Genomic DNA, 26,509 nt, shown 5'->3' on the forward strand with positions numbered 1-26,509 from the left:
ATTCACGCTTTCCTGATGTTGTCGACAAAACGCGCAATGACGATAAAGAAAACCGGTACGAAGAAGATCGCGAGAAGCGTACCGCTGATCATGCCGCCAAATACGCCGGTACCGATGGCGTGCTGCGTACTGTCGCTCGCACCACTGGCCAGCATCAAGGGAACAACCCCTAAAGTGAAGGCTAACGAGGTCATCAGAATGGGGCGCAGGCGCTGGCTGGCGGCGTGAACGGTTGCCGCCAGCAGGGGCTGTCCTTCGCGATGGAGCTGCCTGGCAAATTCAACAATCAAAATGGCGTTCTTGGCCGACAGGCCGATAAGCGTGATCAGGCCGACCTTAAAGAAAACGTCATTCGTCATGTCGGCAACAGACACCGCTATCACGGCGCCGATAAGGCCCAGCGGAACCACCAGCATGACCGCAAAAGGAATAGACCAGCTCTCATACAGCGCGGCGAGAACCATAAATACGACCAGTATCGACAGGACGATAAGGCCCGGAAGCTGAGACTCCGATTTTCGCTCCTGCAATGAACTCCCGGCCCACTCGCCCGCCATGCCCTGCGGTAAATCTCGGGACAAACTCTCCATCACCTTCATTGCGGTGCCGCTGGACTCTCCCGGGGCCGCACTTCCGGTAATGCGAATAGCAGAATATCCCTGGTAACGCGTCAACTGCTGCGGCGCAACGTTCCAGGAAAGCGTGGCAAACGTCGATACCGGTACCATCTGACCCATCCGGTTTTTCACAGATAACGTCAGTATCTGCTCAGGCTGCATTCGGTAGGGCGCATCGGCCTGAATGATCACCTGCTGAACGCGGCCGCTATTCGTATAGTCATTGACGTAATTTGAGCCCAGGGTGACGGAGAGCGTCTGGTTGATTTCATCAAATGAGACGCCCATCGCTTCCGCCTTTTCTCTGTCCACCTGGAGCGCAAGGCTTGTTCCTTCCGGAAGACCGTCTATATACACGTCACTCAGTTCAGGACGTTCATTGGCTTGCAGGACCAGCGCGTCGGCAGCGCGCTTTAACGCCTCGTAGCCCAGACCCGCTCTGTCCTGCACGTACCAGGTGAACCCCGAGGAGGTGCCCATATCCGAAATGGCCGGCGGGAGCAGGCTCATCGTGACGGCATCAGAGACGTTCGCCATGCTGGCCTGTATATGGTCGGCTTCATCCTGAGCCGTCGAGCCCTGCCGGTTTTTCCAGTCCTTCAGCGTGGTGAAGGCCATAGCCGAATTCGGCCCTGAACCTGAAAATCCAAACCCCAGGATCATAATATTGCTTTCAATATCCGGCCGGGCCGCAATTTCCTCTTCAAATTTTTTAACCACGTTGAGGGTGCGCTGCATCGTGGCATCAGAAGGCAGCTGGATTGAGGACATAAAGTAGCCCTGATCTTCGTCCGGCAGAAAGGACGACGGTAACGAAGACAATCCTAAAAACAGCGCAGCGCAAAGCGCAACGTACAGGAGCAGCATCCGTCCGGTTCGCTTCAGAACGGCTCCCAGCCCGGCTTCGTAACAGACGGTGAGCGAACGGAAGCGCGCGTTAAACCTGGCCGCGAACCGTCCACTTCCGCTCTTTCCTGCCTTGTGCGGCTTGAGTAACGTTGCGCACAGGGCGGGCGTCAGCGTCAGGGCAAGAAACGCGGACAGCAGTATGGATACCGCCATGGAAATACAAAATTGTCGGTAGATAATCCCGACGGATCCTTCGGCAAACCCCATGGGGATAAAGACGGCGGTTAGCACCAGCGTGATCCCTATAATCGCCGGGGTGATTTCCTGCATGGCTTGCCGCGTGGCGTCACGCGGGGACAGGCTTTTTTCCTCCATCAGCCGTTCAACGTTTTCTACGACCACAATGGCATCATCAACGATAATCCCTATCGCCAGCACCATGCCGAACATCGTCAGAATATTGATGGAGTATCCGCTCAACAGCATCACCGTGAAGGTGCCAAGAAGTGCGACGGGAGCAACAATCGCCGGGATAAGCGTACAGCGTATCTTGTGCAGAAACAGCAGCATAACCAGGAAGACGAGGACCATCGCTTCCACAAATGTCTGAACAACCTTCACGATAGAAAGTTTCACAAACGGCGCGGTATCGAAGGGAACCGTAAACGTCATTCCGTCGGGTAACACCCGGGAAAGCTCGTCGATGCGCGCGCGCACGCCTGAAGCCGTACTCATTGCGTTGGCGCCTGGCGAAAGCTGAATTGCCGCCGCCGTTGCGGGCACGCCATTTTCGCGAATACCAAAGGCGTAGCTTTGCAGGCCAGATTCAATCCGTGCAATGTCGGACAGTTTCAGGCGGGCGCCGGATGCGTCAGATTTCAGGGTGATATTCCTGAACGCCTCGACCGAGGAGAGTTGTCCCTTCACGGTGATGGGATACGTTACCCCTTGTCCTGCAGCTGTGGGCTCATCTCCCGTTTTACCGGGCGAAACCAGGGCATTTTGCTGGCCAACGGCGGTAAGAACATCACTTACCGAAAGCCCATAGCTATGGAGCTTCATGGGATCCAGCCAGATGCGCAGCGCTTTTTCGCCACCAAACAGCTGAACTTTCCCTACGCCGGGCACGCGGCGAAGCTCGTCACTGACGTTTCTGGCAAAATAGTCACTTAAATCAGCTTCCTCAAATTGACCTGTCGTGGACTTCAGCCCCACCATCATCAAAAAGCCAGAGTTAGCGGCCTCGACGTTAATGCCGTTTTGTCTTACCGCCTGAGGCAGACGAGGCTCGACGATCTTAATCTGATTCTGCAGGTCCATCTGCGCCAGCTTGATGTCCGTGCCCGGTTTAAACGTGACGGTAATCGATGCCGAACCGGTTGTGTCACTGGATGATTCGAAATAGAGCAAGTTATCGACTCCAGAGATTTCGCGCTCGATTAACGACACCACCGACGTATTCATGATATCGGGGCTGGCACCCGGGTAACTGACGGAAATAATGATTCCCGGCGGTGCCACCGCCGGATACTGCGCAACCGGTAAACGGGGAATAGACAGAAGTCCCGCCAGAACGATAAACAGCGCCACTACCCAGGCGAAAACGGGGCGTTCGATAAAAAAATGAGGCATTAAATTAACGTCCAGTTACGTGAATTTCATCATCAGTGGATACGCGTTTACCGATATCCCTGAGCTGCGAAAATTTCTCAAGAAGCTGCGGTGCGTCATCGAGGCTCGTCGCGAACATCCACATGTAGGTCATCACGGAATAAATATGCCCGGCGGTGATGCCGGTTGAGCGCGTCATCCAGACGATGGTCAGTGTAAAAAGCGCGGCAACAAGTACGCCAACCCACAAATAGCCCCACGCCTCGCGGTCAGATAATGCGATACGTAAACGCGCCAGCGTGGCGTAATGTCGGTGAAGGGTCGCCGTGCCAGCCTTATGAACATAATCCACTTCTTTTTCCAGCCGATTATTCAGGCGCATGAATAGCCATTCATTTTTACGGGCATATCCGGAGACAAATCCGAGCAGGATAAATACAATCGCAAAGCACATGACGCCGGCCCAAAATTCAATAAACAGCAACATGATGGCGGCACCAAAAAGTGAGCTCAGCGATGTAATCAGCAGGGGAAGGTGCATTTCAAAGAAATCCACATATTCGCGCGAGAGCGTGACTCTGGCGGCGATTGCCGAATGGTTTAGCTGATATTTGCGCTGTGCCAGGACGACGGATACCGCGAGTCCGGCATAAATGCGTGCAAACGTGCGCGTGTCGATGCTGCGTCTGGCCGCGCCGATGAACCACATACAAAGTACCATCAGGCCATACAGCGCGGCGTTAAGCGTCTCACCTGCGAGGATGGCATTTATCGCGATGCCTGCCAGAACGGGATAAAGTAAAAACGTCACGTTTTCGGCCACCACCAGGAAGAAAGTGACAGCCAGTTTTTTTCGGTGTCGTATCGCGAGTTTTTTAAGCGAGTGCATCACACCGGCAGGTTCAGAAGAACGAAGATTATTATTACGGTTCATCATTATGGGTAAGTCGTGTCAGACTTTTCAGTGAGTTATTTTTGTGCAAAAGCGTGAGATAGAGAGTCTATCGCGAGCCTGTTTAGCGGACATGGGCGGTTTATGGAGGACGTGTGGAGCAGCGACTCAAATCATTCTCATAATGAGGTACAGCGGTGCTCCGCCAAAAAAAATGATCAAATAACACTCGTAGTAAAAGACCAGATCCTCGAGATCGGGTATCGCGTTTAACAGCACGGTGAACGTAATAATGAGATAGACAAAAATCACTATTAGCCAGAAGGCGATGACAAGCAGCTCCGTCAACGCGCCAGCTTTATTTTGGATTATTAAAGAGACCACCGACAATGCGATGCAGCCATAGATAATGGGTGAAGAGAGCAGCGTCGAGGCGACTTTTTCATCCATTCTGTGCACCAGCACCAGCCAGGTATAAAGTAATCCCCAAGACAGCAGCAGAAACAGGGAATATATGCCCAGTTTTTTAGGAGAGAAATATTTTGAAAGTTCCATGTTCATTATTTCAGCCAACTTCATAAAATCTTTAAGAAACAGTGGTAATTTGCAACGCGCAATGCACAAAGGGCTATGCCTCAATAGCGATTATGAGCGGACATTGTCGAGTCTTTATTGACTGAATGTGTAGGCTGTGTGGAGAAATAACCGGGCATTTAAATCAACCAGGAAATTTTCGTGACCACGGCACTTTTTCGCGGAGGCTGTGTCTTATTGTGCTAAAGATATCTGATAGCGTGCTCAAAGGGATTTCACCCACGGAGATAAAATGCACAAAAATACGCTGATCCTTATTGTTGAAGATGAAGACGAAATCGCCGATATACTGATGAGCTACTTAGAGCGTTCGGGAATGAAAACGCTCAGAGCCAGGCAGGGCGAGCAGGCCATAACGCTCAATCGACTCCATAAACCGGATCTCATATTGCTGGACATTCACCTGCCCGTATGTGACGGCTGGAGCGTACTTACCACGCTTCGTCAGGAAAGTTCTGTCCCGGTCATTATGGTTTCCGCTCTCGATCAGGATGTCGATAAGCTCATGGGGCTGAGGCTGGGCGCGGATGATTACGTGATCAAACCCTTCAACCCTTCTGAGGTTGTCGCACGGGTTGAGGCGGTGCTGCGCAGAACAAAAACTGCGCTTCAGCAGGCGGGTTCCCTGCCGCTCAGAACGCCCTTTATTACGGTCTATCCGGATGATTTCTACGTGGAAGTCACCGTGGGAGAAGAGGTTATCTCCCCGGTATTAACAACGACCGAATTTAAATTACTTACCTGGCTGATGCGATATCCGAGAAAGGTCTGTTCCCGCGAAGAGTTACTCAACGCGTGTCTGCCGGAAGGTGACGCGCTCGACAGAACCGTCGACAGCCATATGAGCAAGTTGCGTAAAAAACTGGAGCTTGCCGGCCTTTACGGTGTTCCCGAGAGCATCAGAGGCATGGGCTACCGGCTTGGGGAAAAGAAATGAACAGAGAGTCTGTCCTGAGTCGTCAGATCTTAACGTATATGCTGTTGCTGACGTTTACGATAATTGCCATCGCCATACTCGGCTCCTGGTTTTTTTACTCCTTTATTCTGGATCACCTCCCGGGCGGCCCTGCTGCGGGCGATGACGAGCAGATGACGATGTGGGACTGGGTGTGGATTGGGACCGCGACTACGATCAGTATGATTATTGCCCTCTTTTTCACGGTCAAACTGTCATCCCGAATACTCACCCCGCTAAACGCGGTAGCGTCCAGCCTGAAAAGGATTTCTCAGGGCGATCTGGACGCACGGGCATTTTGCGCCAGTTCCCGGCTGGGTGAAATCAATCACCTTGTGACGGATTTCAATGAAATGGCGGAAAAATTACAGACCCTGGATATTCAGAGAAAATCCTGGAATGCCGCTATTGCGCATGAGCTGAGAACGCCGGTCACGATTTTACGCGGACGGCTTCAGGGGTTGGTTGACGGTGTTTTTACCCCGGACCCGGTACTGTTTAATAATCTTCTCAAACAGACGGAAGGGTTAACCCGTCTGATTGAAGATCTCCGGGTTGTCAGTTCGAATGGCGGGGCGGGATACACGCTGTGCCAGTCAAGAACGGATCTAAAAGGGACAATACAGGATGCACTCGATACATTCATGCCCGAGTTCAACCGTAAGGCATTTACCGTCAATACAGAACTGAGGGAGCAGCAATGCGTATTCGATCCGTTACGCATCAATCAGTGTCTGACCGTTTTATTTGACAATGCCTTACACTATTCAACCTCGCGCAAACTCATCGTGAAAAATGGCGTTTCTGATAAAGGCAATTATATTCTTATTCAGGACGGGGGACCGGGCATCCCCAGGGAGTTTCATGATTTCTTATTTCAGCCCTTTCAGCGCGATAATGGCGCCAGACATGTGAACCCGGAAGGCTGTGGTTTGGGCTTGTCGGTGGTAAAAGCCATCATGCTGGCTCATGGTGGCGATGTTACCTATACCTTATCGACGCAAAACCACTCGATATTTAAGCTCACCTGGCCCGACTCGTGAGTTTCAGCGGCAGGTCAAATGCGCCTGCCGGCGATAAATGCCATATTTTCCCTAACTTAGCATCCCATTCCTGCGGGGTAATCGTCAGTTTACCGCGTCTCGGGCTTAGGGTTATTTCACTGAAAAAGATTTCATCTTTCTTTAGCATCAGGTCAACGCGGCAGTAGTCAATTCCATCCGCCAGCTCCTGGGACGCCAGCAATGCCTGTCGGAACAAGACCGGTTCGCCTGGATCTGCTGAAGTATTCGGATATTCCATCTGGAAGGGTTGTAAGTTCCAGTGCCTGTCATAAACGTTGATAAAACCGTTGCCGTTATCATCCGTAAAATCCGCTTCAACATAGTGGGCAACGCCGTGAAAGCAATGGATCCTCAGCATTTCGGGCGTTGTATTTCTGTCAGCATCATCGAAGAGATCGACAAACGGCTCGCAAAGTATACTCGGCGTAATGTTTTTGTATTGCCATTCGCGCGTGGTGTAGTACAAATTTTTCTTTAACGCGAGGCTCAGCTTTTTACACGCTTCCCCGACATTAAATTGCGCTTTATTTGTACATATTATTGTGCTGCCACTGTCATGGTTGCACTTAAGGACGAATTTGTCAGGGAGTACTGAAAAATCAATCTGCGACGGCCGGGAATACACACCAATTAATGGCACCGTTTTCACGCGAGTTGTTCTGGAGGAAACGTATGCCCGAACGGCGAGTTTATCAGCGAGCATCGTGTAGAGGTTATTATGGTCATAAACCAGACGATGACATATTTTTTCACTCAACGTCGTGGGTGATTGAATGTCAGGGGTTTTCCCGGATGTTTTCCTGAGCCTCACAGTATGAAAGTGCAGGTCCGTCATTAAAAATGAGCGGCATTTTCTGATGAGATACTCGGTGTATTTTAGAACGTAAGTGCTGGTGTTCATTTCTTCTCCTCCGTAATGTCCGGATATTCTGAAGAAGAACTGTTGATTTATTTTGCTTAGAATATGGAGCAGGAGTGGAGATGAAAAAGTTAAAGGATTAAACAGCGTGTAAAAGCTATTTAATCCTTATTGAACAGTGCAACTTTTTTTTAACGGTCTTTGCGCCATGCATCGGCGGTTAATGCTTCGCCGAAATGACCGGCAATCAGTCGTTTCGTCAGCTCATGAAGTGGGGAGGCCATCACATCCGCCGTGCTGCCGCGTTCGACAACTTCTCCCTGGTGCATGACCATCACCTGATCGCTGATGTGCTTCATCATTCCCAGATGTTGGGTGACGTAGATATACGAGATCCCCTGTTTTTCCTGCAATTCCAGCATCAGGTTAATCAGCTGTGAGCGCATCGACATATCCAGCGAGGCAAGCGCTTCATCCGCAATGATCACTTTTGGCCGCAAAATCAATGCACGCGCCAGACCCAGACGCTGTTTCTGGCCGGGGGCCAGCATATGCGGGTAGTAGCTTTCGTGGTCCGGTAACAGGCCAACCATACGCAGGGTTTCAAATACGCGCTTACGGCGCGCCTCCGGCTCCAGGTCGGTGTTCAGACGCAGCGGAAAATCGAGGATCTGCGAAATACGCTGGCGCGGATTAAGCGAGGTAGAAGGATCCTGGAAGATCATGCGGATGCGCTGGCTGCGGAAAGAGTAATCGCCGAACGTCAGAGGATGATCGTCAATCAACACTTCGCCTGCAGTCGGTTCAACCATGCCGGCGAGCATTTTCGCCAGGGTGGATTTCCCGGAACCGTTCTCGCCGATGATCGCCAGGGTCTGTTTTTCACGCAGCGTAAAGCTCAGCGGCTTCACCGCGTCGACAGTTTGACGATGAAACAGCCCCGTGCGGTAGCGAAAGGTCTTACTCAGGTTGCGAACTTCCAGTAAGGTTTCGACCATTTCACTCTCTCTCCATGTTCAGCGGGAAATGACAGGCGTAAAGATGATTTTTGGCACCGGTCAGGCGCGGCGTCTCGATACATTTACGCTGAGCATAAGGGCACCGCGGCCCCAGACGACAGCCTATCGGCAGGGATTCCAGCAGCGGGATCGCCCCCGGCAGGGTATTCAGGCGGCTTTTATGCGGCATGGCGCTGCCAAAATCCGGAATGGCGCGGATGAGCGCCTGCGTATACGGATGATGCGGGGCGTTAATCAGATCTTCACTCGGCGCGGTTTCGACCGTTTGCCCGCAATACATCACATCAATTTTATCCGCCCATTTGCTGAGCATTTGCAGGTCATGGCTGATCAGCAAAATGGTGGTGTTGTTATTCTGGTTGAGGCGCGACAGCAGGCGGAAAATTTGCGCCTGCGTGGTGGGTTCCATCGCATTCGTCGGTTCATCCGCAATCAGCAGACGCGGCTGATTGGCCAGCGCGATGGCAATCATCACTTTCTGACATTCGCCGTCGGTCAGCTCATAAGGGAAGCTGCGCATCGCATCTTTGTGATCTTTAATCCCAACGCGGTGTAAAAGCTCAATGGCGCGACGCTTGCGCCAGCCAACGCGTTGCCACCAGCGGCCTTTATAGGTCCAGCCGGGAATGTTCTGCATGAGCTGCTTACCCACGCGTTCGGACGGATCGAGACAGGACTGCGGTTCCTGGAAAATCATCGAGACGTTATGTCCGACCAGCTTACGCCGCTCGCGGGGGGAGAGGCGCAGCAGATCGATATCATCAAAACGCATACGGTCTGCGGTCACGCGCCAGTTGTCTTTCGCCACGCCGCAGATAGCCTTGGCAATCAGGCTTTTTCCCGAGCCGGATTCCCCCACCAGCCCGCGAATTTCACCCTCCGCGAGGGTGATGCTGATGCGATCGACGGCTTTAACCCAGCCTTCACCGGTTTTGAATTCGATGGTGAGGTTGCGAATATCAAGAAGCGGCATTATTGCACCCCCGCGTTAATTGCACGGCGAATACCGTCGCCCAGCAGGTTGATGAGCAGCACGCTCACCATAATGGCCGCACCCGGCAGCATGACCGTCCACGGTGCCACGTAGATGAGTTCCAGCGCGTCGCCGAGCATCGCACCCCATTCGGGTGACGGCAGCTGTGCACCGAGGTCGAGGAAGCCGAGTGCCGCGATGTCCAGGATCGCCATCGACAGGGCGCGGGTGATCTCGGTGACCAGTCCGGCGGCGATGTTGGGCAGCACGGCAAACCACAGAATGTTGAAGGTCGTCGCGCCGTCCAGACGGGCTGCGACGACGTACTCTTTTTCCAGCTCATCATGCACCATGCTGTAAACCGAGCGCACGATGCGGGGCAGGATAGCCAGCCAGACGGCGAACATGGCATGCGACAGATGCGGACCGGCAAAGGCAACAACAATGATCGCCAGCAGCAGGGACGGGATCGACAGCAGCGTATCCAGAATGTGGTTAAGCACCGCCGAACGCAGGCCGTGCGTGGATCCTGCAAAAATACCAAGCGCCAGCCCACAGATCGTTGCCGCGAGCGTCACCACAAATGCGCCGCCCACCGTCGGGGCTGCACCGCTCAGCAGACGGCTCAACACGTCACGTCCAAGGTCGTCCGTTCCCAGGAAGAAAGAGACTTCGCCGTAGCGCGACCAGGACGGCGGCAGCAACTGATAGCCAAGGAACTGCTGGTCGATGCCGTACGGCGCAAACCACGAGCCAAAGACGCAAAGCAACACCAGGCCGGCACAGCCGTAAAGGCCGATCATTGCCGTGGTATCACCATAGAATTTACGCCACACGGTGCGCAGCACACCGGGCGTGCGCTTTTCACTGTATACGCTATCGTAAGGCATACCATTCCTTATGCTTCAATGGGTTGGCCATGGCACCCAGAATATCGGACAACACGTTAACAATAATTACCAGCGAACCAATCACCATCACGCCCGCAGAAATCGCGGCGTAGTCCTGCTGGCGGATGGCGTTAATCAGCCATCGCCCGAGGCCTGGCCAGCTAAAGACCATCTCGGTGATCATGGCCAGCGTCAGCATGGTGGAAAACTGTAATCCCAGACGCGGAATAACCGGCGGCAGCGCGTTGTGCAGGACGTTGCGGCGCAGTATGGTCAGGCGTGACAACCCGCGCGTGGCGGCGGCTTTGACGTAGTTCTGGTCAAATACCTCAATGGTGCTCAGGCGCATCAGGCGGATCACTTCAGTTGTCGGCGCAACCGCCAGGGTCAGCACCGGCAATACCATATGGCGCAGGGCGCTGACGATCATCTCATGGCGCCACACCGAATCGGACAGCCACGCGTCAATGATGGCAAAACCGGTTACCGTTTTAACCGTATAGAGCAGGTCAAAACGACCTGAAACCGGCAGCCAGCCCATCGTCAGCGAGAAGAACAGCGTCAGCAGCAGCGCCAGCCAGAAGACCGGGATGGAGAAGCCGAACAGGGCGAGGGCGCTGATAAACTTATCCTGCCATTTGTTGCGATAGATCCCGGCCAGCATCCCCACGGGAATGCCAACCATCAGGGCAAAGCCGAAGGCCAGAATGCACAGCTCCATCGTGGCCGGGAACACCTCTTTCAGTTGCTCGGAAATCAGCTGTCCGTTAATGCTGGACACGCCGAAATCCCAGTGCAGCAGCCCGTTAAACCAGAAGAGCCAGGCATCCCACAGGGACGACCCCTGGAGCGGGGCGTGAGGCGTGAAATAGCTCAGGCTGAAGCCGACAAAGTTCAGGAAAAAGAGCGTCACCAGCAGCAAAAGGAGCCGACGTAAGGTAAAAATAATCATGGTTTTTTCACCTCTTGTTCTTTTTCACGCGACACGCCGGCGAACGAGGCGTTGCCGAACGGACTCAGCACCAGACCTTTAATATCATAACGATAGGCCTGAAGACGCAGGGAAGAGGCCAGCGGCAGCACCGGCAGTTCCTGGGCGAGGATCTTCTGCGCTTCATCATAGGCGTCGATGCGCGAGGCCAGCTGCTGGGAAGCCAGCGCTTTTTGCAACACGGCGTCAAACTCCCGGTTACACCAGTGGGCGTAGTTGGTCTGCGAGTTTATCGCCGCACAGCTCAGCAGCGGCCGGAAGAAACTGTCCGGATCGTTACTGTCGGTCGCCCAGCCGGTCAGGGTTAAATCATGATTCATGTCCATCAGGCGCGCCTCCTGGAAACGGCCCTCAACCGGTACGATGATCACTTTCACGCCCACCTGCGCCATATCCGCCTGCAGCAGTTCGGCGGTCTTGAGCGGGCTCGGGTTCCACGCCTGGGAACTGGTTGGCACCCAAAGCTGCAGCGTGAGGTTTTCCGCCCCCAGCGCCTTCAGCTGTTCACGCGCTTTTGCCGGATTGTATTCCGTAATTTTAGCTTCACCGTCATAGGCCCACGAGGCGCGCGGTAAAATTGAGGCGGCGGTTTCCGCCGTGCCGTAGTAGATCGACTGCATCAAACGCTGGTTGTTAATCGCCAGCGCCAGAGCATGACGAACGGCAGGGTTATTCAACGGCGGCTTATCGGTGTTAAAGGCCAGATAAGCGATATTCATGCCGGGGCGCAACGTCAGACGCAGGCGCGGATCGTCGCGCAGAATGGTGAGCTGGCTGGCCGCGGGCCAGGCGAGCACGTCACATTCCCCGGTGAGCAGTTTCGACAGACGTCCCGTTCCGCCTGAACCGAGATCGACCACCACCTGCGGCATCAGCGGGGTGCCGCGCCAGAAATGCTCATGGCGCTGCAGGCGAATATACTGCCCGGCGCGGTATTCGGCCAGCTGGAACGGACCGGTGCCGACCGGCTGACGATCGAGTAACTCCTGGCGATCCTTTTTCGTCAGGTTCGCGGCGTACTCAGCGGACATGACCGACGCATAGTGGGTCGCCAGGTGCCAGAGGAAGGAGGCATCCGGGCGCGTCAGCGAAAATTCTACCGTGCGGTTATCCAGCTTGCGCACGCTCTTGACGGTGTCGGCAAACTGCAGGCTGTCGAAATAGGGGAAGTTGCTGCCGTTAACGTTATGCCACGGGTGGTTGCGGTTAAAGATGCGCTGGAAGGTGAAGACCACGTCATCTGCGTTCAGCTTGCGCGTGGGGGTAAACCACGGTGTGCGCTGAAACGCGACGTCATCGCGCAGGTGAAAACGGTAGGTTGCGCCGTTATCCAGCACTTCCCAGCTTTCCGCAAGCTCAGGCACCAGACGATAGGTGTACGGGTCAACATCAAGCAGACGGTCGTAAAGCTGTGCGGCCAGGGTATCCACGATCAGGCCGCTGCCCGCTTTTTGCGGGTTGAAAGTATCCACCTGGCCGCTTACGCAATAGACGAAGCCGCTATCACGAATGTCAGGCTGCGGAGTAAGCCCGGGCGCGGCAAAGACCAGGCTGCTAAACAGACCGAGTGCAAAAAAGGACGATAAAACCAGACGCATAATTTTTAAGGTTTTTAGGTTCGATCTGCAAAGTGTATCGCACTTACGCCTGCTTCGTAAAAATGTCTGCGGGTAAGTGCTGATATTGTCAGCGCATTTGATGCTTTTTAAGCAATGCCCTTAACTGATGGTAGGTCAGACCCAGCAGTTCAGCCGCCCGTTTCTGGTTATATTTTGCCGTCTTCAGGCTTTGCTCAAGCAGCTGTTTCTCCTGGTCGTTCTGGAACTGGCGTAAATCAAGGGGGAGAGTAGGGAGATCGCCTGAAGACGTTGGTGCGGACAGCGGCGGCACGCTGCGCTGGAAAGGATCGATAATGATGTTGTCCAGCTCCGTCTCGCTGCTGCCGTGGCGATAGACGGAACGCTCCACGACGTTTTTCAGTTCGCGGATATTTCCCGGCCAGTGGTAAGCAAGCAGCGTCTCCTGTGCATAATCGCTGAAGCCGGGGAACAGCGGCAGTCCGAGCTCGCGGCACATCTGAATCGCAAACTGGTCTGCCAGCAGCATGATGTCGCTTTTGCGCTCGCGCAGCGGAGGAAGCTGAACGACGTCAAAGGCCAGACGGTCAAGCAGGTCGGCACGGAATTTCTCCTCCGCCACCATCTCCGGCAGGTTGGCGTTCGTGGCGCACACCAGACGCACGTTAACCTGCAGCGGCTGGCTACCGCCGACGCGCTCCAGCTCGCCGTACTCAATCACACGCAGCAGTTTTTCCTGTACCAGCATGGGCGCGGTGGCCAGTTCATCAAGAAACAGCGTACCGCCGTCGGCGCGCTCAAAGCGCCCGGGATGACGCTTCTGGGCACCGGTAAACGCACCCGCCTCATGGCCAAAGAGCTCGGTGTCGAGCAGGTTTTCATTCAGTGCCGCGCAGTTAAGGGAAATGAAGGGGCCGTCCCAGCGCCCGGATAAATAGTGCAGACGGTTGGCTATCAGCTCTTTCCCCGTTCCGCGTTCACCGATGATCAGCACCGGTTTGTTGAGCGGCGCCAGGCGAGAGACCTGTTCCAGCACTTCAAGGAAACTGTTTGCTTCACCAAGTAAATTGTCTTTGTATCCAGGCATGATGAAATTAACCACTCCTTAGCGATAATCACCAGGAAAGGATAGTTCTTCACTGCATGAAAATCAATCAGTGTCAGTGAAATCAATAAGATAAAAAGTTGGCATGATGTTTGTATTATCTGTACAGCAGGGCATAGCCCGATAACAGAACTATGAGGATTTGATTATGGGTATTTTTTCTCGTTTTGCCGACATCGTGAACGCCAACATCAACTCACTGCTTGAGAAAGCGGAAGATCCGCAGAAGCTGGTACGCCTGATGATTCAGGAGATGGAAGACACGCTAGTTGAAGTGCGTTCTACCTCCGCCCGTGCGCTGGCGGAGAAAAAACAGCTTACGCGTCGTATTGAACAAGCTACCGCTCAGCTGAACGAATGGCAGGAAAAAGCGGAACTGGCGCTGCGCAAAGATAAAGAGGATCTGGCCCGTGCGGCGCTGATCGAAAAACAGAAGCTGGCCGATATGGTCGCGACGCTCGAGCATGAAGTGACGCTGGTGGATGACACGCTCACCCGTATGAAGAAAGAGATTGGTGAGCTTGAAAACAAACTGAGCGAAACCCGCGCGCGTCAGCAGGCGCTGACTCTGCGTCACCAGGCGGCAAGCTCTTCCCGCGATGTGCGTCGTCAGCTGGACAGCGGTAAGCTTGATGAAGCGATGGCGCGTTTTGAATCGTTTGAACGTCGTATCGACCATATGGAAGCCGAAGCCGAAAGTCACGGCATCGGTAAGCAGAAGTCGCTGGATCAACAGTTCGCCGACCTGAAGGCCGATGATGAAATCAGCGAGCAGCTGGCGGCACTGAAAGCCAAAATGAAGCAAGACAACCAATAATAATTCCTGCGGCACCTGAGCATGCCGCATCGTAAGACAAGGAGTACACATGAGCGCGCTTTTTCTGGCCATTCCCCTGACAATTTTCGTGCTGTTCGTTTTGCCGATTTGGCTGTGGCTGCACTACAGCAACCGTTCTTCACGGGGTGAACTTTCCCAGAGTGAACAACAGCGTCTGGTACAGCTCTCCGGTGAGGCGAACAAAATGCGCGAACGCATTCAGGCGCTGGAAGCCATCCTGGATGCTGAACATCCAAACTGGAGGGACCGTTAATGTCTGGACTGAATCTGAACAAAAAGTTGTGGCGTATTCCACAGCAGGGCATGGTGCGCGGCGTTTGTGCCGGGCTGGCTCATTATCTTGATGTCCCGGTCAAACTGGTGCGCGTGGTCACGGTGCTATCGATCTTCTTCGGTCTGGCGTTTATTACCCTGGTGGCATACATCGTCCTGTCGTTTGTCCTTGACCCGATGCCGGAAGGAGAACTGGCTGCGGAAGGCGCCCCTACCAGCAGCGATCTTCTCAATGCGGTTGATGAGCAACTTGCCGCCGGTGAGAAGCGGCTACGGGAAATGGAACGCTATGTCACGTCGGATACCTTTACGCTGAGAAGTCGTTTTCGTCAGCTTTAAGAGAGAGATGAGATGAAACAACACTGGCAACAGGCCGGTCAGAAGGTAAAACCCGGCCTGAAAATCGCAGGTAAACTGGTCCTGCTGACCGCGTTAAGGTTCGGCCCGGCAGGAGTGGCGGGGTGGGCGATTAAATCCGTTGCCCGCAAGCCGGTCAGAATGGTGCTGGCCGTGGCGCTCGAACCGCTGTTGCAAAAGGTGGCAAAACGGCTTTCTCGTCGTTACTTATCCCAATAATTCCCGCTGGCGTTAGCCCTTTCCCTTCCGGGAGAGAGACTGGCGACGGTTAACCGCATTTCTCTTTTCCCCGTGCTTTCTTTGCGGCAGCTCACAATATTGCGCTGAGCTGCTTTGCAAACACCTTTTTCTCCTCCCTGGTCCGTTGACAGATATTTTTCATGGGAGTAGATTGCCACTCCGTGGGACCGCTACCATGGAAAATGAAATGAAGATAAAAATTAAAGAGCTCATTAATCTTGTTTACGGGGAAACGTTTTCTGAAGCCCATCTTAATGCGCTTTTGGAAAATATTGAAAAGGCTGCTTCTGTTATTACAGAAAAACGTAAAATGGCCTGGGATGAAAAAGATGTTGTTCTGATTACCTATGCCGATCAGTTTTCAGCGAAAGGGGAGAAGGCACTGCCGGTTTTTACACGTTTTTATAACAAGTGGCTTTCTCATTCTTTTTCTCATGTCCATCTCTTGCCTTTTTATCCATGGTCTTCGGACGACGGGTTTTCTGTTATTGATTATCATGAGGTTGCACCTGACACGGGTACGTGGCGAGATGTTGCTGAGTTAAAAAAGTCAGCCAGCTTAATGTTTGATTTCGTCTGCAATCATATGTCAGCCAAAAGCAAATGGTTCGCTAATTATCTGAAGCAAACGCCTGGCTATGACGATTTCTTTATTTCTGTCGATCCTGAAACAGACTTATCCGCGGTGACGCGTCCGCGTGCCTTACCGCTTCTTACGCCTTTCACGCTGCATGATGGCAGCGTGCGACACCTGTGGACCACCTTCAGCGAGGACCAGATTGACCTCAATTTCGCCTCTCCGCAGGTGCTGATCGCGATGGTGGATGTGCTTCTGCATTACCTGATTGAAGGGGCGCGGTACATTCGTCTGGATGCTGTGGGCTTCATGTGGAAAATACCCGGAACAAACTGCATCCACCTTGAGCAAACCCACCAGCTCATCCAGCTTTTCCGCGCTATTACCGAGGCTGTCGCCCCGGGAACGGTGATTATCACCGAGACGAACGTTCCGCATAAAGATAACGTTGCTTACTTCGGTGACGGTGAAAATGAAGCGCAGATGGTGTATCAGTTCTCATTGCCCCCGCTAGTACTGCATGCGGTGCATAGTCAGAACGTACGGACGCTGAGCCAGTGGGCAGCGTCGCTGACGCTGCCTTCCACCAAAACCACCTGGTTTAACTTCCTGGCCTCTCATGACGGAATTGGTCTGAATCCGCTACGCGGCATTTTGCCTGAGTCGGAAATCCTCTCGCTTGTGGAGAAACTTCAGGCTGAAGGGGCGTTGGTTAACTGGAAAAATAACCCGGATGGGACACGCAGTCCTTATGAAATTAATGTGACCTATCTGGATGCATTAAGTACGCGTGACAGTCTTGATAGCCATAGGATTGCCCGGTTTATTCTGGCGCATGCCGTCCTCTTAAGCTTCCCCGGCGTGCCAGCGGTTTATATCCAGAGTATTCTCGGCTCGCGAAATGATTATGCAGGTGTTGAGCGCCTGGGATACAACCGCGCAATAAATCGTGAGAAATACGCTGCGGGACAAATTGATAGCGTGCTTGAGGATAAAAATAGCCTGCGTTCTCAGGTCTATTGTGCGTTGAGTCAGTTAATCGCGCTGCGCCGGGCCGAAAAAGCATTCCATCCTGACAGTGAGGCTTATTTCAGTGCATCAGGTGAACATGTATTAAAAATCGTTCGCGTGGCGAGCTGTGGCGAGAAAATAACGGCGCTGTTTAATTTCAGTGATGGCATTCAAACGGTGGAATCGGATATTCAATCCGGAACGGAGTTGATAGCCGGAAAAGATATTACAGATAAAACGCTGACCCTACATCCATGGCAGGTGTTGTGGATTAAAGAAAACTAAAAAGGACCTTAAAAATGAAAATGCCCAAAATTGTGCTGATATCAGCGCTGGTTTCGTGCGCCCTGTTATCGGGCTGTAAGGATGACAAAAAGTCTGCTGTCACCATTGAGTTTATGCACTCATCGGTCGAACAGGAGCGCCAGGCGGTTATCACGAAGCTGATCGAAAAGTTCGAGAAAGAGAACCCCGGCATCACGGTGAAACAGGTGCCGGTAGAAGAGGATGCCTACAACACCAAGGTCATTACGCTCGCCAGAACGGGCGCGCTGCCCGAGGTGATTGAAGTCAGCCATGACTACGCGAAAGTCATGGACAAGGAACAGCTGCTGGATCGCAAAGCTATCGGTGAAGCCATTAAAGCGGTAGGTGAAGACACCTTCTATGACGGCATTTTGCGTGTTGTTCGTACAGAGGACGGTTCTGCCTGGACGGGTGTGCCAGTCAGTGCCTGGCTATCCGGGGTCTGGTATCACAAAGATGCGCTTGCTGCGGCGGGTATCCAGGAGCCCCATAACTGGGAACAGCTGCTGAAAGCTAGCCAGAGCCTTAACGACCCGGCCAAAAAACGTTACGGCATTGCGCTGCCCACCGCGGAAAGCGTGATGACAGAGCAGGCATTCTCCCAGTTTGCGCTTTCCGGCGGCGCGAACGTTTTTGATGCCAAAGGGAACGTCGACATCGAAACCCCTGAAATGGCAAAGGCCCTGGCGTTTTATAAATCCCTGGCCGCGACCACCATGCCGGGTTCAAACGACGTCATGGAGATCAAAGATGCCTTCATGAACGGGTCTGCGCCGATGGCGGTTTACTCCACCTACATCCTGCCGGCGGTATTCCATGACGGAAACCCTGCCAACCTGGGCTTCGTCGTCCCAACAGAAACCTCTTCTGCTGTTTACGGCATGGTCACGTCGCTGACGATTACCACCGGTCAAACCGAAGATGAAACTCAGGCGGCTGAAAAGTTTGTCACCTGGATGGAGCAGGCTCAAAACGCAACCGACTGGGTCATGATGTCACCGGGTGCGGCACTGCCGGTGAACAAGCTGGTGGTGGGCACTGATACCTGGAAAAACAACGATGTGATTAAAGCGTTTGGGCAACTGCCTTACGAACTGATTGCGCAGTTCCCAAATGTGCAGGTCTTTGGCGCCGTGGGCGACAAAAACTTCACACGCATGGGCGATGTAACCGGGTCCGGCATCATCAGTTCCATGGTGCACAACGTCACGGTGGGGAAACACGATCTCAGCAGCACGCTTAGTGACAGCCAGAAGCGACTGACTGATCTGATTTCACAACGATAGGAGCGCTCTGCGGAAGGAAATTATGAAGACGTTGTTTTCTGGTCGTTCAGATATGCCTTTCGCCATGCTGCTGTTGGCCCCCAGCCTGATTTTGCTGGGGGGCCTGGTGGCCTGGCCAATGATTTCCAATATTGAAATCAGTTTCTTACGTCTGCCGCTTAACCCGCGTATTGATGCGGTGTTCGTCGGGCTCGATAACTACATCCGCATTCTCGGTGATGCTGCGTTCTGGCACTCGCTGTGGATGACGTTCTGGTACACCGCGCTGGTCGTGCTCGGCAGTACCGGGCTGGGGCTTGCCGTCGCCATCTTCTTTAACCGGGAGTTTCGTCTGCGGAAAACGGCGCGTTCGCTGGTGATTTTATCCTACGTTACGCCGTCCATTTCGCTGGTGTTTGCCTGGAAATACATGTTCAACAACGGCTACGGCATTGTGAACTACCTGGGCGTTGACCTGCTGCATCTGTATGACCAGGCGCCCCTGTGGTTCGACAATCCGGGCAGCAGCTTTGTACTGGTGGTGCTGTTCGCCATCTGGCGTTACTTCCCGTACGCGTTCATTTCGTTCCTGGCGATTTTGCAGACCATTGATAAGTCGCTGTATGAAGCGGCGGAAATGGACGGCGCGAATGCCTGGCAGCGTTTTCGAATCGTTACGCTGCCCGCGATTATGCCGGTGCTGGCAACGGTGGTGACGCTTCGCACTATCTGGATGTTCTACATGTTTGCGGATGTCTACCTGTTGACTACCAAGGTCGATATTTTGGGCGTCTACCTCTACAAAACGGCATTCGCGTTCAATGATTTGGGTAAAGCTGCGGCGATTTCCGTCGTGCTGTTCGTGATCATCTTCGCGGTGATTCTGCTGACCAGAAAAAGGGTAAACCTCAATGGCAACAAATAAACGCGTACTGAGCCGCATTGGTTTTTATTTGGGGCTGGCGGTATTTCTGATTATCACGCTGTTCCCGTTCTTCGTGATGCTAATGACGTCGTTTAAGAGCGCGAAAGAGGCCATATCGCTGAATCCGACCATATTGCCGCAGGCGTGGACGCTTCAGCATTATGTCGACATCTTTAACCCGCTGATCTTCCCGTTTGTGGATTACTTCCGCAACAGCATGGTCGTGTCGCTGACCTCCTCGGTAATTGCCGTGTTCCTCGGCACGCTGGGGGCTTACGCCCTGTCCAAACTGCGTTTTAAGGGCCGCACGACGATCAATGCGAGTTTTTACACCGTCTACATGTTCTCCGGGATATTGCTGGTGGTGCCGCTGTTCAAAATCATCACGGCCCTTGGGATCTACGACACCGAGCTGGCGCTGATTATCACCATGGTGACCCAAACGTTACCGACAGCGGTGTTCATGCTGCGCAGCTATTTCGACACCATCCCGGACGAGATCGAAGAAGCCGCGATGATGGACGGCCTGAACCGCCTGCAAATCATCTTTCGCATCACCGTGCCGCTGGCGATTTCCGGGCTCGTGTCGGTGTTTGTCTACTGCTTCATGGTGGCGTGGAACGACTACCTGTTTGCGTCCATTTTCCTGTCCAGCGCCAGCAATTTCACCTTGCCGGTCGGGCTGAACACGCTCTTTAGCACGCCAGATTATATCTGGGGTCGCATGATGGCGGCATCGCTGGTGACGGCGCTTCCGGTGGTCATCATGTACGCCCTGTCTGAACGTTTTATTAAAAGTGGTTTGACCGCCGGTGGCGTGAAGGGCTGAGGCGGCCAATTTTAACAAGGAGTCAGTCATGAAAAAATTAGTTGCGACAGCGCCACGCGTGGCGGCGCTGGTGGAATATGAAGATCGTGCTGTGGAAGCACATGAAGTGAAAATTCGCGCCCGCTTTGGCGCGCCGAAACACGGTACCGAAGTGGTGGATTTCCGCGCCGCCAGTCCATTTATCGACGAAGAGTTCAACGCTGAGTGGCAGATGTTTACCCCGCGTGAAGAGGGGACGGCCCGCGGGATCGAATTCGGTAAGTTCCAGCTGGGCAACATGATTGTTGGCGACATTATCGAATGCGGTGATGACGTCACTGAATATCAGATCGGCGACAGCGTCTGCTGCTACGGTCCGCTGCAGGAAACGGTCATCGTTAACGCGGTGAATAACTACAAGCTGCGCAAAATGCCGCAGGGGGCCTCCTGGAAAAACGCCGTTTGCTACGACCCAGCGCAGTTCGCCATGAGCGGCGTGCGTGATGCCAACATCCGCGTGGGCGACTTTGTGGTCGTGGTCGGTCTGGGAGCCATTGGGCAGATTGCGATTCAGCTGGCGAAAAAAGCCGGTGCGTCAGTGGTTATCGGCGTTGATCCAATCGAACACCGCTGCGAGATCGCTCGTCGTCACGGTGCGGACCACTGCCTGAATCCAATCGGTACCGATGTCGGTCTTGAAATCAAGAAGCTGACCGGGAAGCAGGGCGCGGACGTGATCATCGAAACCAGCGGTTTTGCAGACGCGCTGCAGTCCGCGCTGCGCGGACTTGCCTACGGCGGCACCATCTCCTACGTAGCCTTCGCAAAACCGTTCGCGGAAGGATTTAACCTTGGCCGTGAAGCACATTTCAACAACGCGAAGATTGTCTTCTCCCGCGCAGGCAGCGAACCCAACCCGGACTACCCGCGCTGGAGCCGCAAACGTATTGAAGAGACCTGCTGGGAACTGCTGATGAACGGTTATCTGAATTGTGACGATCTGATTGACCCGGTCGTGACTTTCACCACCAGCCCGGAAAGCTACATGACGTATGTCGATCAGCACCCGGAACTCAGTATCAAAATGGGCGTCACTTTTTAAGCTAAGGAGAGCACATCATGAAGATCGCGACACAAAACCAGGCCTTTTTCCCAACCAACATCATGGAAAAATTCGAGTACATCAAAGCGATGGGCTTTGATGGCTACGAAATTGACGGCCGCCTGCTGGTGGAAAACCTCGACGACGTAAAAGCCGCTATCAAAGCCACCGGTCTGCCGGTGACAACGGCCTGTGGTGGATACGATGGCTGGATCGGTGATTTCATCGAAGAGCGTCGTCTGAACGGATTAAAGCAGATTGAACGCATTCTGGAAGCGCTGGCTGAAGTGGGCGGCAAGGGCATTATCGTGCCTGCCGCGTGGGGGATGTTTACCTTCCGTCTGCCGCCAATGACCTCGCCGCGCAGCCTCGATGGTGACCGCAAAGCGGTAAGCGCCTCCCTGCGCTGGCTGGATGAGGTGGCGGCTCGCACCGGGACGACCGTCTACCTGGAGCCGCTGAACCGCTACCAGGATCATATGATCAACACCCTTGCGGACGCGCGTCGCTATATCGAAGAGAACGGCCTGAAGCACGTGCAGATCATCGGCGATTTCTATCATATGAACATCGAAGAAGACTCGCTGACGGATGCGCTGCATCAGCACCGCGATCTGCTGGGCCATGTGCACATCGCAGATAACCACCGCTATCAGCCGGGCAGCGGCAGCCTTGATTTTGCCAGCCTGTTCGACCAGCTGCGTGCCGATAACTATCAGGGATACGTGGTGTATGAATGCCGTGTTCGCGCCGAGGATCCGGCTCAGGCATACCAGGACTCACTCATTTATCTGCGTGAATGCTAAGGATGACGAGCGTGATGAGTGCTTCTACACCTTCGCCTCTGCGCGTTGCCATCATTGGCGCCGGGCAGGTCGCGGATAAAGTGCATGCCTCGTATTACGCCACGCGCAGTGATGTTCAGATGGTGGCTGTCATGGACAGCCATCCTGAACAGGCTCGGGCGTTTGCGGAACGTCATGGTATTTCCTCGGCATGGCAGGATGTGCGAGAGATGCTCGAGGCGGTTAAGCCGGATGCGGTGAGCGTCTGTTCGCCTAACCGGTTCCATTTCGAGCACGTCATGGCCGCGCTGGAAGCGGGCTGCCACGTGATGTGTGAAAAACCACCTGCTATGACTCCACAGGAGGCCGATCGGATGCGCATGGCCGCGCACAGCGCGGGAAAAGTGCTGGCGTATGATTTTCACCATCGTTTTGCTCTCGATACGCAACTGCTGCGTGAGGCTGTGATGAAGGGCGCGCTGGGAGAAATTTATTACACCACGGCGCAGGCGCTACGGCGCTGCGGGGTTCCTGGCTGGGGCGTCTTTACCAATAAAACGCTACAGGGCGGTGGGCCTCTGATTGATATCGGCATCCATATGCTAGACGCCGCAATGTATGTTCTGGGTTTCCCGGCGGTAAAACGGGTGACCGCACACAGCTTTCAGAAGCTGGGAAACCGTAAAAGCAGCGGCCAGTTTGGCGAGTGGGATCCCACGCGGTTTACCGTTGAGGATGCTCTGTTTGGCACCATTGAGTTCTGCAATGGCGGCATTCTGCGTCTGGACACGTCGTTTGCGCTTAACATCCGCGAGCAGTCGATCATGAACGTCGCATTCTGCGGTGAAAAGGCGGGGGCAACGCTGTTCCCGGCGCACATCTACAGCGACGAAGCCGGTGATTTAGTCACCCTCACGCAGCGTGAAGAGGCTGACGACCAGCGTCATATGCGCAGTATGGATGCCTTCGTACGCCATGTGTTGGGAGAGCCCGTCACGATCGCTGATGCGGAGCAGGGGCTGATTATCCAGCAGCTTGTCGCCGCGCTGTATGAATCAGCAGAAACAGGGGAAAGCGTGACGTTATGCTAAACGTGTCTGTATTAACCGACCCGGGATTTTGTCCACATAGCCTGAATAAATACGCCTCCATCATGGCCTGCGGTAATGGCTACATGGGGATCCGGGCTGCGCATGAAGAAGATTACACCCAGCAAACCCGAGGCATGTATCTTGCAGGTCTCTATCACCAGGCGGGTCGTAACGAGACCACTGAGCTGGTCAATCTGCCGGATATCACCGGTATTGATGTTGAGCTGGATGGCGTCAATTTCACGCTCCTGTCAGGCGAAATTCTTGAGTGGCAGCGCGAGCTGGCATTTGCAAATGGCGAACTTCGTCGCAGCGTCGTCTGGCGCTCGCCTGACGGGAAACGCTATCGTCTGGAAAGTCGTCGTTTCGTGTCGCTGGACCAGTTGCCCCTGGTGGCCATGCAGCTTTCGATCACACCGCTTGATGCCGCCACGCAGGCCGTGCTGAAAACCGGCATTGATGCAACGCAAACGAACAGCGGCAGACAGCATCTGGATGAAATGTCGGTCAGAGTGTTCGACCAGCAATACATGCAGGGCGTGTATGAAACGCAGGACCGTGCCTCAGAAGTTGTTGTTTCGGCGTTTTGTCAGCTCTCCGCGAAGAGCGACAGCTGCTTCACCGCCAAAAATCGTCGTCTCAGCGTTCATCATTCGCTGACGATTTCGATGGGTGACACTGTCACGCTCGAGAAAATCGTCTGGCTGAAGCATCGCAGTGATAAAGCGCTGTCGCAGGCCTCTTTCGCCCGCAACGCGCTGGCCGATCTTAAAGTCTGTGCGGCAAGAGGCTACGACGCGTTGCTTGAGAGCTCATCGTATGCCTGGGAGGAGGTCTGGCGTGACGCTCGGGTGGAAGTGGACTCTACGGAGTATCAGGATCAGGTAGCGCTGGATTACGCCGTCTGGCACTTGACGACCATGACGCCTGCCCATGATGAGCGAAGCAGTATCGCCGCCAAAGGGCTGACGGGCGAGGGGTATAAAGGCCACGTCTTCTGGGATACCGAAATTTTCCTGCTGCCTTTTCATCTGTTCACCCGCCCGAAGATAGCCCGCAGCCTGCTTCGCTATCGCTGGCTTAATCTCTCAGGCGCACGGGAAAAAGCCCGTCGCAACGGCTGGCCCGGCGCGTTGTTCCCGTGGGAAAGTGCCGCCAGCGGCCTGGAAGAGACGCCGGAGTTTGCGGCTATTAACATCCGAACCGGCACGCGCCAGAAGGTGGCCTCCGCGCTGGCGGAACACCACATCGTGGCGGACATTGCCTGGGCCGTCGTCGCTTACTGGCAGGCGACACACGATGATGCCTTTATGCGAAGTGAAGGCCTGACGCTGCTGATGGAAACCGCTGCGTTCTGGATGGGCCGCGCAACGGAAATCAATGGTCGTCTCGAAATCCATGACGTCATCGGACCGGACGAATACACCGAGCATGTGAACAACAACGCGTATACCAACTATCTGGCCTGGCACAACGTCGCCTGCGCTCGCCGGTTTATGGCGATGTTTGGGCGCGAGGATGACGGTTTTACGCAGAATGCCACACGGTTCCTGGCGCGCTTATGGCTACCGGAGGGCGACGCGGACGGTGTGATCCCCCAGGATGATACCTTCATGGCAAAACCTGCCATCGATCTGAGCCGCTACAAAGCCAAAGCGGGTAAGCAGACCATTCTGCTCGATTATTCCCGTGCGGAAGTTAACGAGATGCAGATCCTTAAGCAGGCCGATGTGGTGATGCTTAATTATCTACTGCCGGAGCGGTTTACACCGCAGCAGTGCGCCGCCAATCTGGCGTTCTACGAGCCCCGCACGATCCATGATTCGTCGCTGAGCAAGGCCATTCACGGCATTGTGGCCGCCCGCTGCGGTGACACCGAAGGTGCCTACGCCTTCTGGCGTGATGGCGTCGCCATTGACCTTGGGGACGACCCGCACAGCTGCGATGACGGGATTCACGCCGCTGCGACCGGCGCTATCTGGTCCGGCGTTATTCAGGGCTTTGCCGGTATGCAGATAGTGGAAGGGGAGCTGCATCTTTCGCCCAGGTTGCCGGCCCACTGGCGAAGGCTTGCTTTCCCCCTGCGCTGGCGGAACGCAGCGCTGCACTTTACGTATGAAAACGAGGTTTTAACCATTGAAGCTTCAGCACCGGTCACGCTGACGCTGTGGGGCAAAACGCTACTCGTATCGGGGCATAAAGTTTGCACCTATAAGGACTTTCTTACACCTGTAAATGGGACCGCTACCACGGAGGTGCGCCATGACGCTTAAGGCTGTTGTATTCGATCTGGACGGTGTGATCACCGATACCGCACACCTCCACTTTTTGGCCTGGCGTGCAGTGGCGGAGGAGATAGGCATCACCTTCGATGAAGTCTTCAACGAACAGCTGAAGGGGATAAGCCGTATGGATTCCCTCCAGCGCATCCTGAAGCATGGTGGGAAAGAGGGGACGTTTAGCGATGAGCAGTGCCTCGCGCTGGCGACGAAAAAAAACGCGCTCTATGTCCAGTCTCTGGCGTCACTGACGGAAGATTCTCTGCTTCCCGGTATTCGCGACGTGCTGGCGGATATTCGTGCGGCGAACGTCAAAATTGGGCTCGCCTCCGTTTCCCTGAATGCCCCCGGCATATTGCGTGCCCTGGGCATTCAGCACGCTTTTGATTTTTGCGCTGATGCCTCCCTGATTATCTGTTCGAAGCCGGACCCGGAGATCTTCCTCGCCGCCTGTGCAGGCCTGAATGTGCGTCCTGAAGAGGCCATTGGCATCGAAGATGCACCTGCAGGCGTTGAGGCGATCAACGCGGCGGGAATGCTGTCGGTTGGGATTGGATCTGGCCTGAACCATGCGGGATTACAACTTCATTCAACGCGGGAACTGACCTGGAAATGTCTGACCGAGTTTTGGGCATCCCGGACGTATTGATAAGGAA

The 26,509-nt window shown here is 54.2% G+C and carries 25 protein-coding genes; 15 read left to right on the forward strand and 10 right to left on the reverse strand.

Annotation, left to right across the window (positions count from 1 at the left end; genetic code table 11):
- Window positions 1-2: 2 nt before the first annotated feature.
- The 3 genes from NQ230_RS10395 to crrC form a co-directional block, all read right to left on the reverse strand.
- The gene (locus NQ230_RS10395; protein WP_257261054.1) at window positions 3-3,098 is read right to left on the reverse strand and encodes a multidrug efflux RND transporter permease subunit; all 3,096 of its coding nucleotides are present in this window, start codon (window positions 3,096-3,098) and stop codon (window positions 3-5) included.
- Between the two features lie 4 nt (window positions 3,099-3,102).
- Window positions 3,103-4,014 (reverse strand): ABC transporter six-transmembrane domain-containing protein, encoded by a 912-nt coding sequence (locus tag NQ230_RS10400; protein WP_121423961.1) that lies wholly within the window; start codon window positions 4,012-4,014, stop codon window positions 3,103-3,105.
- A gap of 123 nt (window positions 4,015-4,137) precedes the next feature.
- Window positions 4,138-4,524, reverse strand: coding sequence for a colistin resistant protein CrrC (crrC, locus tag NQ230_RS10405; RefSeq protein ID WP_201283096.1), 387 nt, complete (start codon window positions 4,522-4,524; stop codon window positions 4,138-4,140).
- Between the two features lie 271 nt (window positions 4,525-4,795).
- Here crrC and NQ230_RS10410 point away from each other — a divergent pair, with 271 nt between their 5' ends.
- A complete protein-coding gene (locus tag NQ230_RS10410; protein ID WP_121423960.1) occupies window positions 4,796-5,500 on the forward strand; it encodes a response regulator in 705 nt (234 codons plus the stop codon).
- Window positions 5,497-6,561, forward strand: coding sequence for an ATP-binding protein (locus tag NQ230_RS10415; RefSeq protein WP_213820854.1), 1,065 nt, complete (start codon window positions 5,497-5,499; stop codon window positions 6,559-6,561). The genes NQ230_RS10410 and NQ230_RS10415 overlap by 4 nt, the downstream gene beginning before the upstream one ends.
- On the opposite strand, the gene NQ230_RS10420 is transcribed toward NQ230_RS10415, so the two are convergent.
- The 7 genes from NQ230_RS10420 to pspF all read right to left on the reverse strand — a co-directional run bounded on the left by NQ230_RS10420 (window position 6,542) and on the right by pspF (window position 13,978).
- Window positions 6,542-7,483, reverse strand: a complete 942-nt coding sequence (locus NQ230_RS10420; RefSeq protein ID WP_257261058.1) for an ATP-grasp fold amidoligase family protein — start codon at window positions 7,481-7,483, stop codon at window positions 6,542-6,544. The genes NQ230_RS10415 and NQ230_RS10420 overlap by 20 nt on opposite strands.
- Window positions 7,484-7,632: 149 nt before the next feature.
- On the reverse strand, window positions 7,633-8,439 hold the full coding sequence (gene sapF / locus NQ230_RS10425; protein WP_023312051.1) for a putrescine export ABC transporter ATP-binding protein SapF: 807 nt from the start codon (window positions 8,437-8,439) through the stop codon (window positions 7,633-7,635).
- Between the two features lies 1 nt (window position 8,440).
- Entirely contained in the window at window positions 8,441-9,433 is a 993-nt protein-coding gene (gene sapD / locus NQ230_RS10430; protein WP_023335931.1) for a putrescine export ABC transporter ATP-binding protein SapD, read from the reverse strand.
- On the reverse strand, window positions 9,433-10,323 hold the full coding sequence (sapC, locus tag NQ230_RS10435; protein ID WP_032656751.1) for a putrescine export ABC transporter permease SapC: 891 nt from the start codon (window positions 10,321-10,323) through the stop codon (window positions 9,433-9,435). The genes sapD and sapC overlap by 1 nt, the downstream gene beginning before the upstream one ends.
- A complete protein-coding gene (gene sapB, locus NQ230_RS10440) occupies window positions 10,310-11,275 on the reverse strand; it encodes a putrescine export ABC transporter permease SapB (RefSeq protein ID WP_257261061.1) in 966 nt (321 codons plus the stop codon). Before sapB ends, sapC begins: the two co-directional genes overlap by 14 nt.
- Entirely contained in the window at window positions 11,272-12,912 is a 1,641-nt protein-coding gene (gene sapA / locus NQ230_RS10445) for an ABC transporter substrate-binding protein SapA (RefSeq protein WP_257261063.1), read from the reverse strand. The genes sapB and sapA overlap by 4 nt, the downstream gene beginning before the upstream one ends.
- A gap of 88 nt (window positions 12,913-13,000) precedes the next feature.
- A complete protein-coding gene (gene pspF / locus NQ230_RS10450; RefSeq protein WP_121423950.1) occupies window positions 13,001-13,978 on the reverse strand; it encodes a phage shock protein operon transcriptional activator in 978 nt (325 codons plus the stop codon).
- Between the two features lie 166 nt (window positions 13,979-14,144).
- Here pspF and pspA point away from each other — a divergent pair, with 166 nt between their 5' ends.
- The 13 genes from pspA (at window position 14,145) to pgmB (ending at window position 26,502) form a co-directional block, all read left to right on the forward strand.
- Window positions 14,145-14,813, forward strand: coding sequence for a phage shock protein PspA (pspA, locus tag NQ230_RS10455; protein WP_029740507.1), 669 nt, complete (start codon window positions 14,145-14,147; stop codon window positions 14,811-14,813).
- A gap of 49 nt (window positions 14,814-14,862) precedes the next feature.
- Complete coding sequence (pspB, locus tag NQ230_RS10460; protein ID WP_121423948.1) at window positions 14,863-15,087, forward strand: envelope stress response membrane protein PspB; 225 nt, start codon at window positions 14,863-14,865, stop codon at window positions 15,085-15,087.
- Window positions 15,087-15,446 (forward strand): envelope stress response membrane protein PspC, encoded by a 360-nt coding sequence (gene pspC / locus NQ230_RS10465; protein ID WP_023617934.1) that lies wholly within the window; start codon window positions 15,087-15,089, stop codon window positions 15,444-15,446. Before pspB ends, pspC begins: the two co-directional genes overlap by 1 nt.
- A gap of 12 nt (window positions 15,447-15,458) precedes the next feature.
- Window positions 15,459-15,683 (forward strand): phage shock protein PspD, encoded by a 225-nt coding sequence (gene pspD, locus NQ230_RS10470; RefSeq protein WP_023312043.1) that lies wholly within the window; start codon window positions 15,459-15,461, stop codon window positions 15,681-15,683.
- Window positions 15,684-15,879: 196 nt separating this feature from the next.
- Entirely contained in the window at window positions 15,880-17,577 is a 1,698-nt protein-coding gene (locus tag NQ230_RS10475) for a sugar phosphorylase (RefSeq protein WP_306671198.1), read from the forward strand.
- A 14-nt stretch (window positions 17,578-17,591) separates the two neighbouring features.
- The gene (locus NQ230_RS10480; protein WP_257261070.1) at window positions 17,592-18,884 is read left to right on the forward strand and encodes an ABC transporter substrate-binding protein; all 1,293 of its coding nucleotides are present in this window, start codon (window positions 17,592-17,594) and stop codon (window positions 18,882-18,884) included.
- Between the two features lie 22 nt (window positions 18,885-18,906).
- Window positions 18,907-19,788, forward strand: a complete 882-nt coding sequence (locus NQ230_RS10485) for a carbohydrate ABC transporter permease (protein ID WP_028013373.1) — start codon at window positions 18,907-18,909, stop codon at window positions 19,786-19,788.
- Window positions 19,775-20,617: a carbohydrate ABC transporter permease gene (locus NQ230_RS10490; protein WP_121423943.1), complete on the forward strand. Its 843-nt coding sequence runs from the start codon at window positions 19,775-19,777 to the stop codon at window positions 20,615-20,617. Before NQ230_RS10485 ends, NQ230_RS10490 begins: the two co-directional genes overlap by 14 nt.
- Window positions 20,618-20,645: 28 nt before the next feature.
- Window positions 20,646-21,698 carry a D-guloside 3-dehydrogenase gene (gene ycjQ, locus NQ230_RS10495; RefSeq protein ID WP_257261078.1) on the forward strand — a complete coding sequence of 351 codons (1,053 nt, stop codon included), beginning with the start codon at window positions 20,646-20,648 and terminating at the stop codon, window positions 21,696-21,698.
- A 17-nt stretch (window positions 21,699-21,715) separates the two neighbouring features.
- The gene (gene ycjR, locus NQ230_RS10500) at window positions 21,716-22,504 is read left to right on the forward strand and encodes a 3-dehydro-D-guloside 4-epimerase (protein ID WP_121423940.1); all 789 of its coding nucleotides are present in this window, start codon (window positions 21,716-21,718) and stop codon (window positions 22,502-22,504) included.
- Window positions 22,505-22,515: 11 nt separating this feature from the next.
- On the forward strand, window positions 22,516-23,574 hold the full coding sequence (ycjS, locus tag NQ230_RS10505; protein ID WP_257261080.1) for a D-glucoside 3-dehydrogenase: 1,059 nt from the start codon (window positions 22,516-22,518) through the stop codon (window positions 23,572-23,574).
- Entirely contained in the window at window positions 23,568-25,847 is a 2,280-nt protein-coding gene (locus tag NQ230_RS10510) for a glycoside hydrolase family 65 protein (protein ID WP_257261082.1), read from the forward strand. The genes ycjS and NQ230_RS10510 overlap by 7 nt, the downstream gene beginning before the upstream one ends.
- On the forward strand, window positions 25,837-26,502 hold the full coding sequence (gene pgmB, locus NQ230_RS10515; RefSeq protein ID WP_159514327.1) for a beta-phosphoglucomutase: 666 nt from the start codon (window positions 25,837-25,839) through the stop codon (window positions 26,500-26,502). Before NQ230_RS10510 ends, pgmB begins: the two co-directional genes overlap by 11 nt.
- The last annotated feature ends 7 nt before the right edge of the window (window positions 26,503-26,509 follow it).

Origin of the sequence: Enterobacter asburiae, from assembly GCF_024599655.1 — a bacterium.
Lineage (GTDB): Bacteria > Pseudomonadota > Gammaproteobacteria > Enterobacterales > Enterobacteriaceae > Enterobacter > Enterobacter asburiae_D.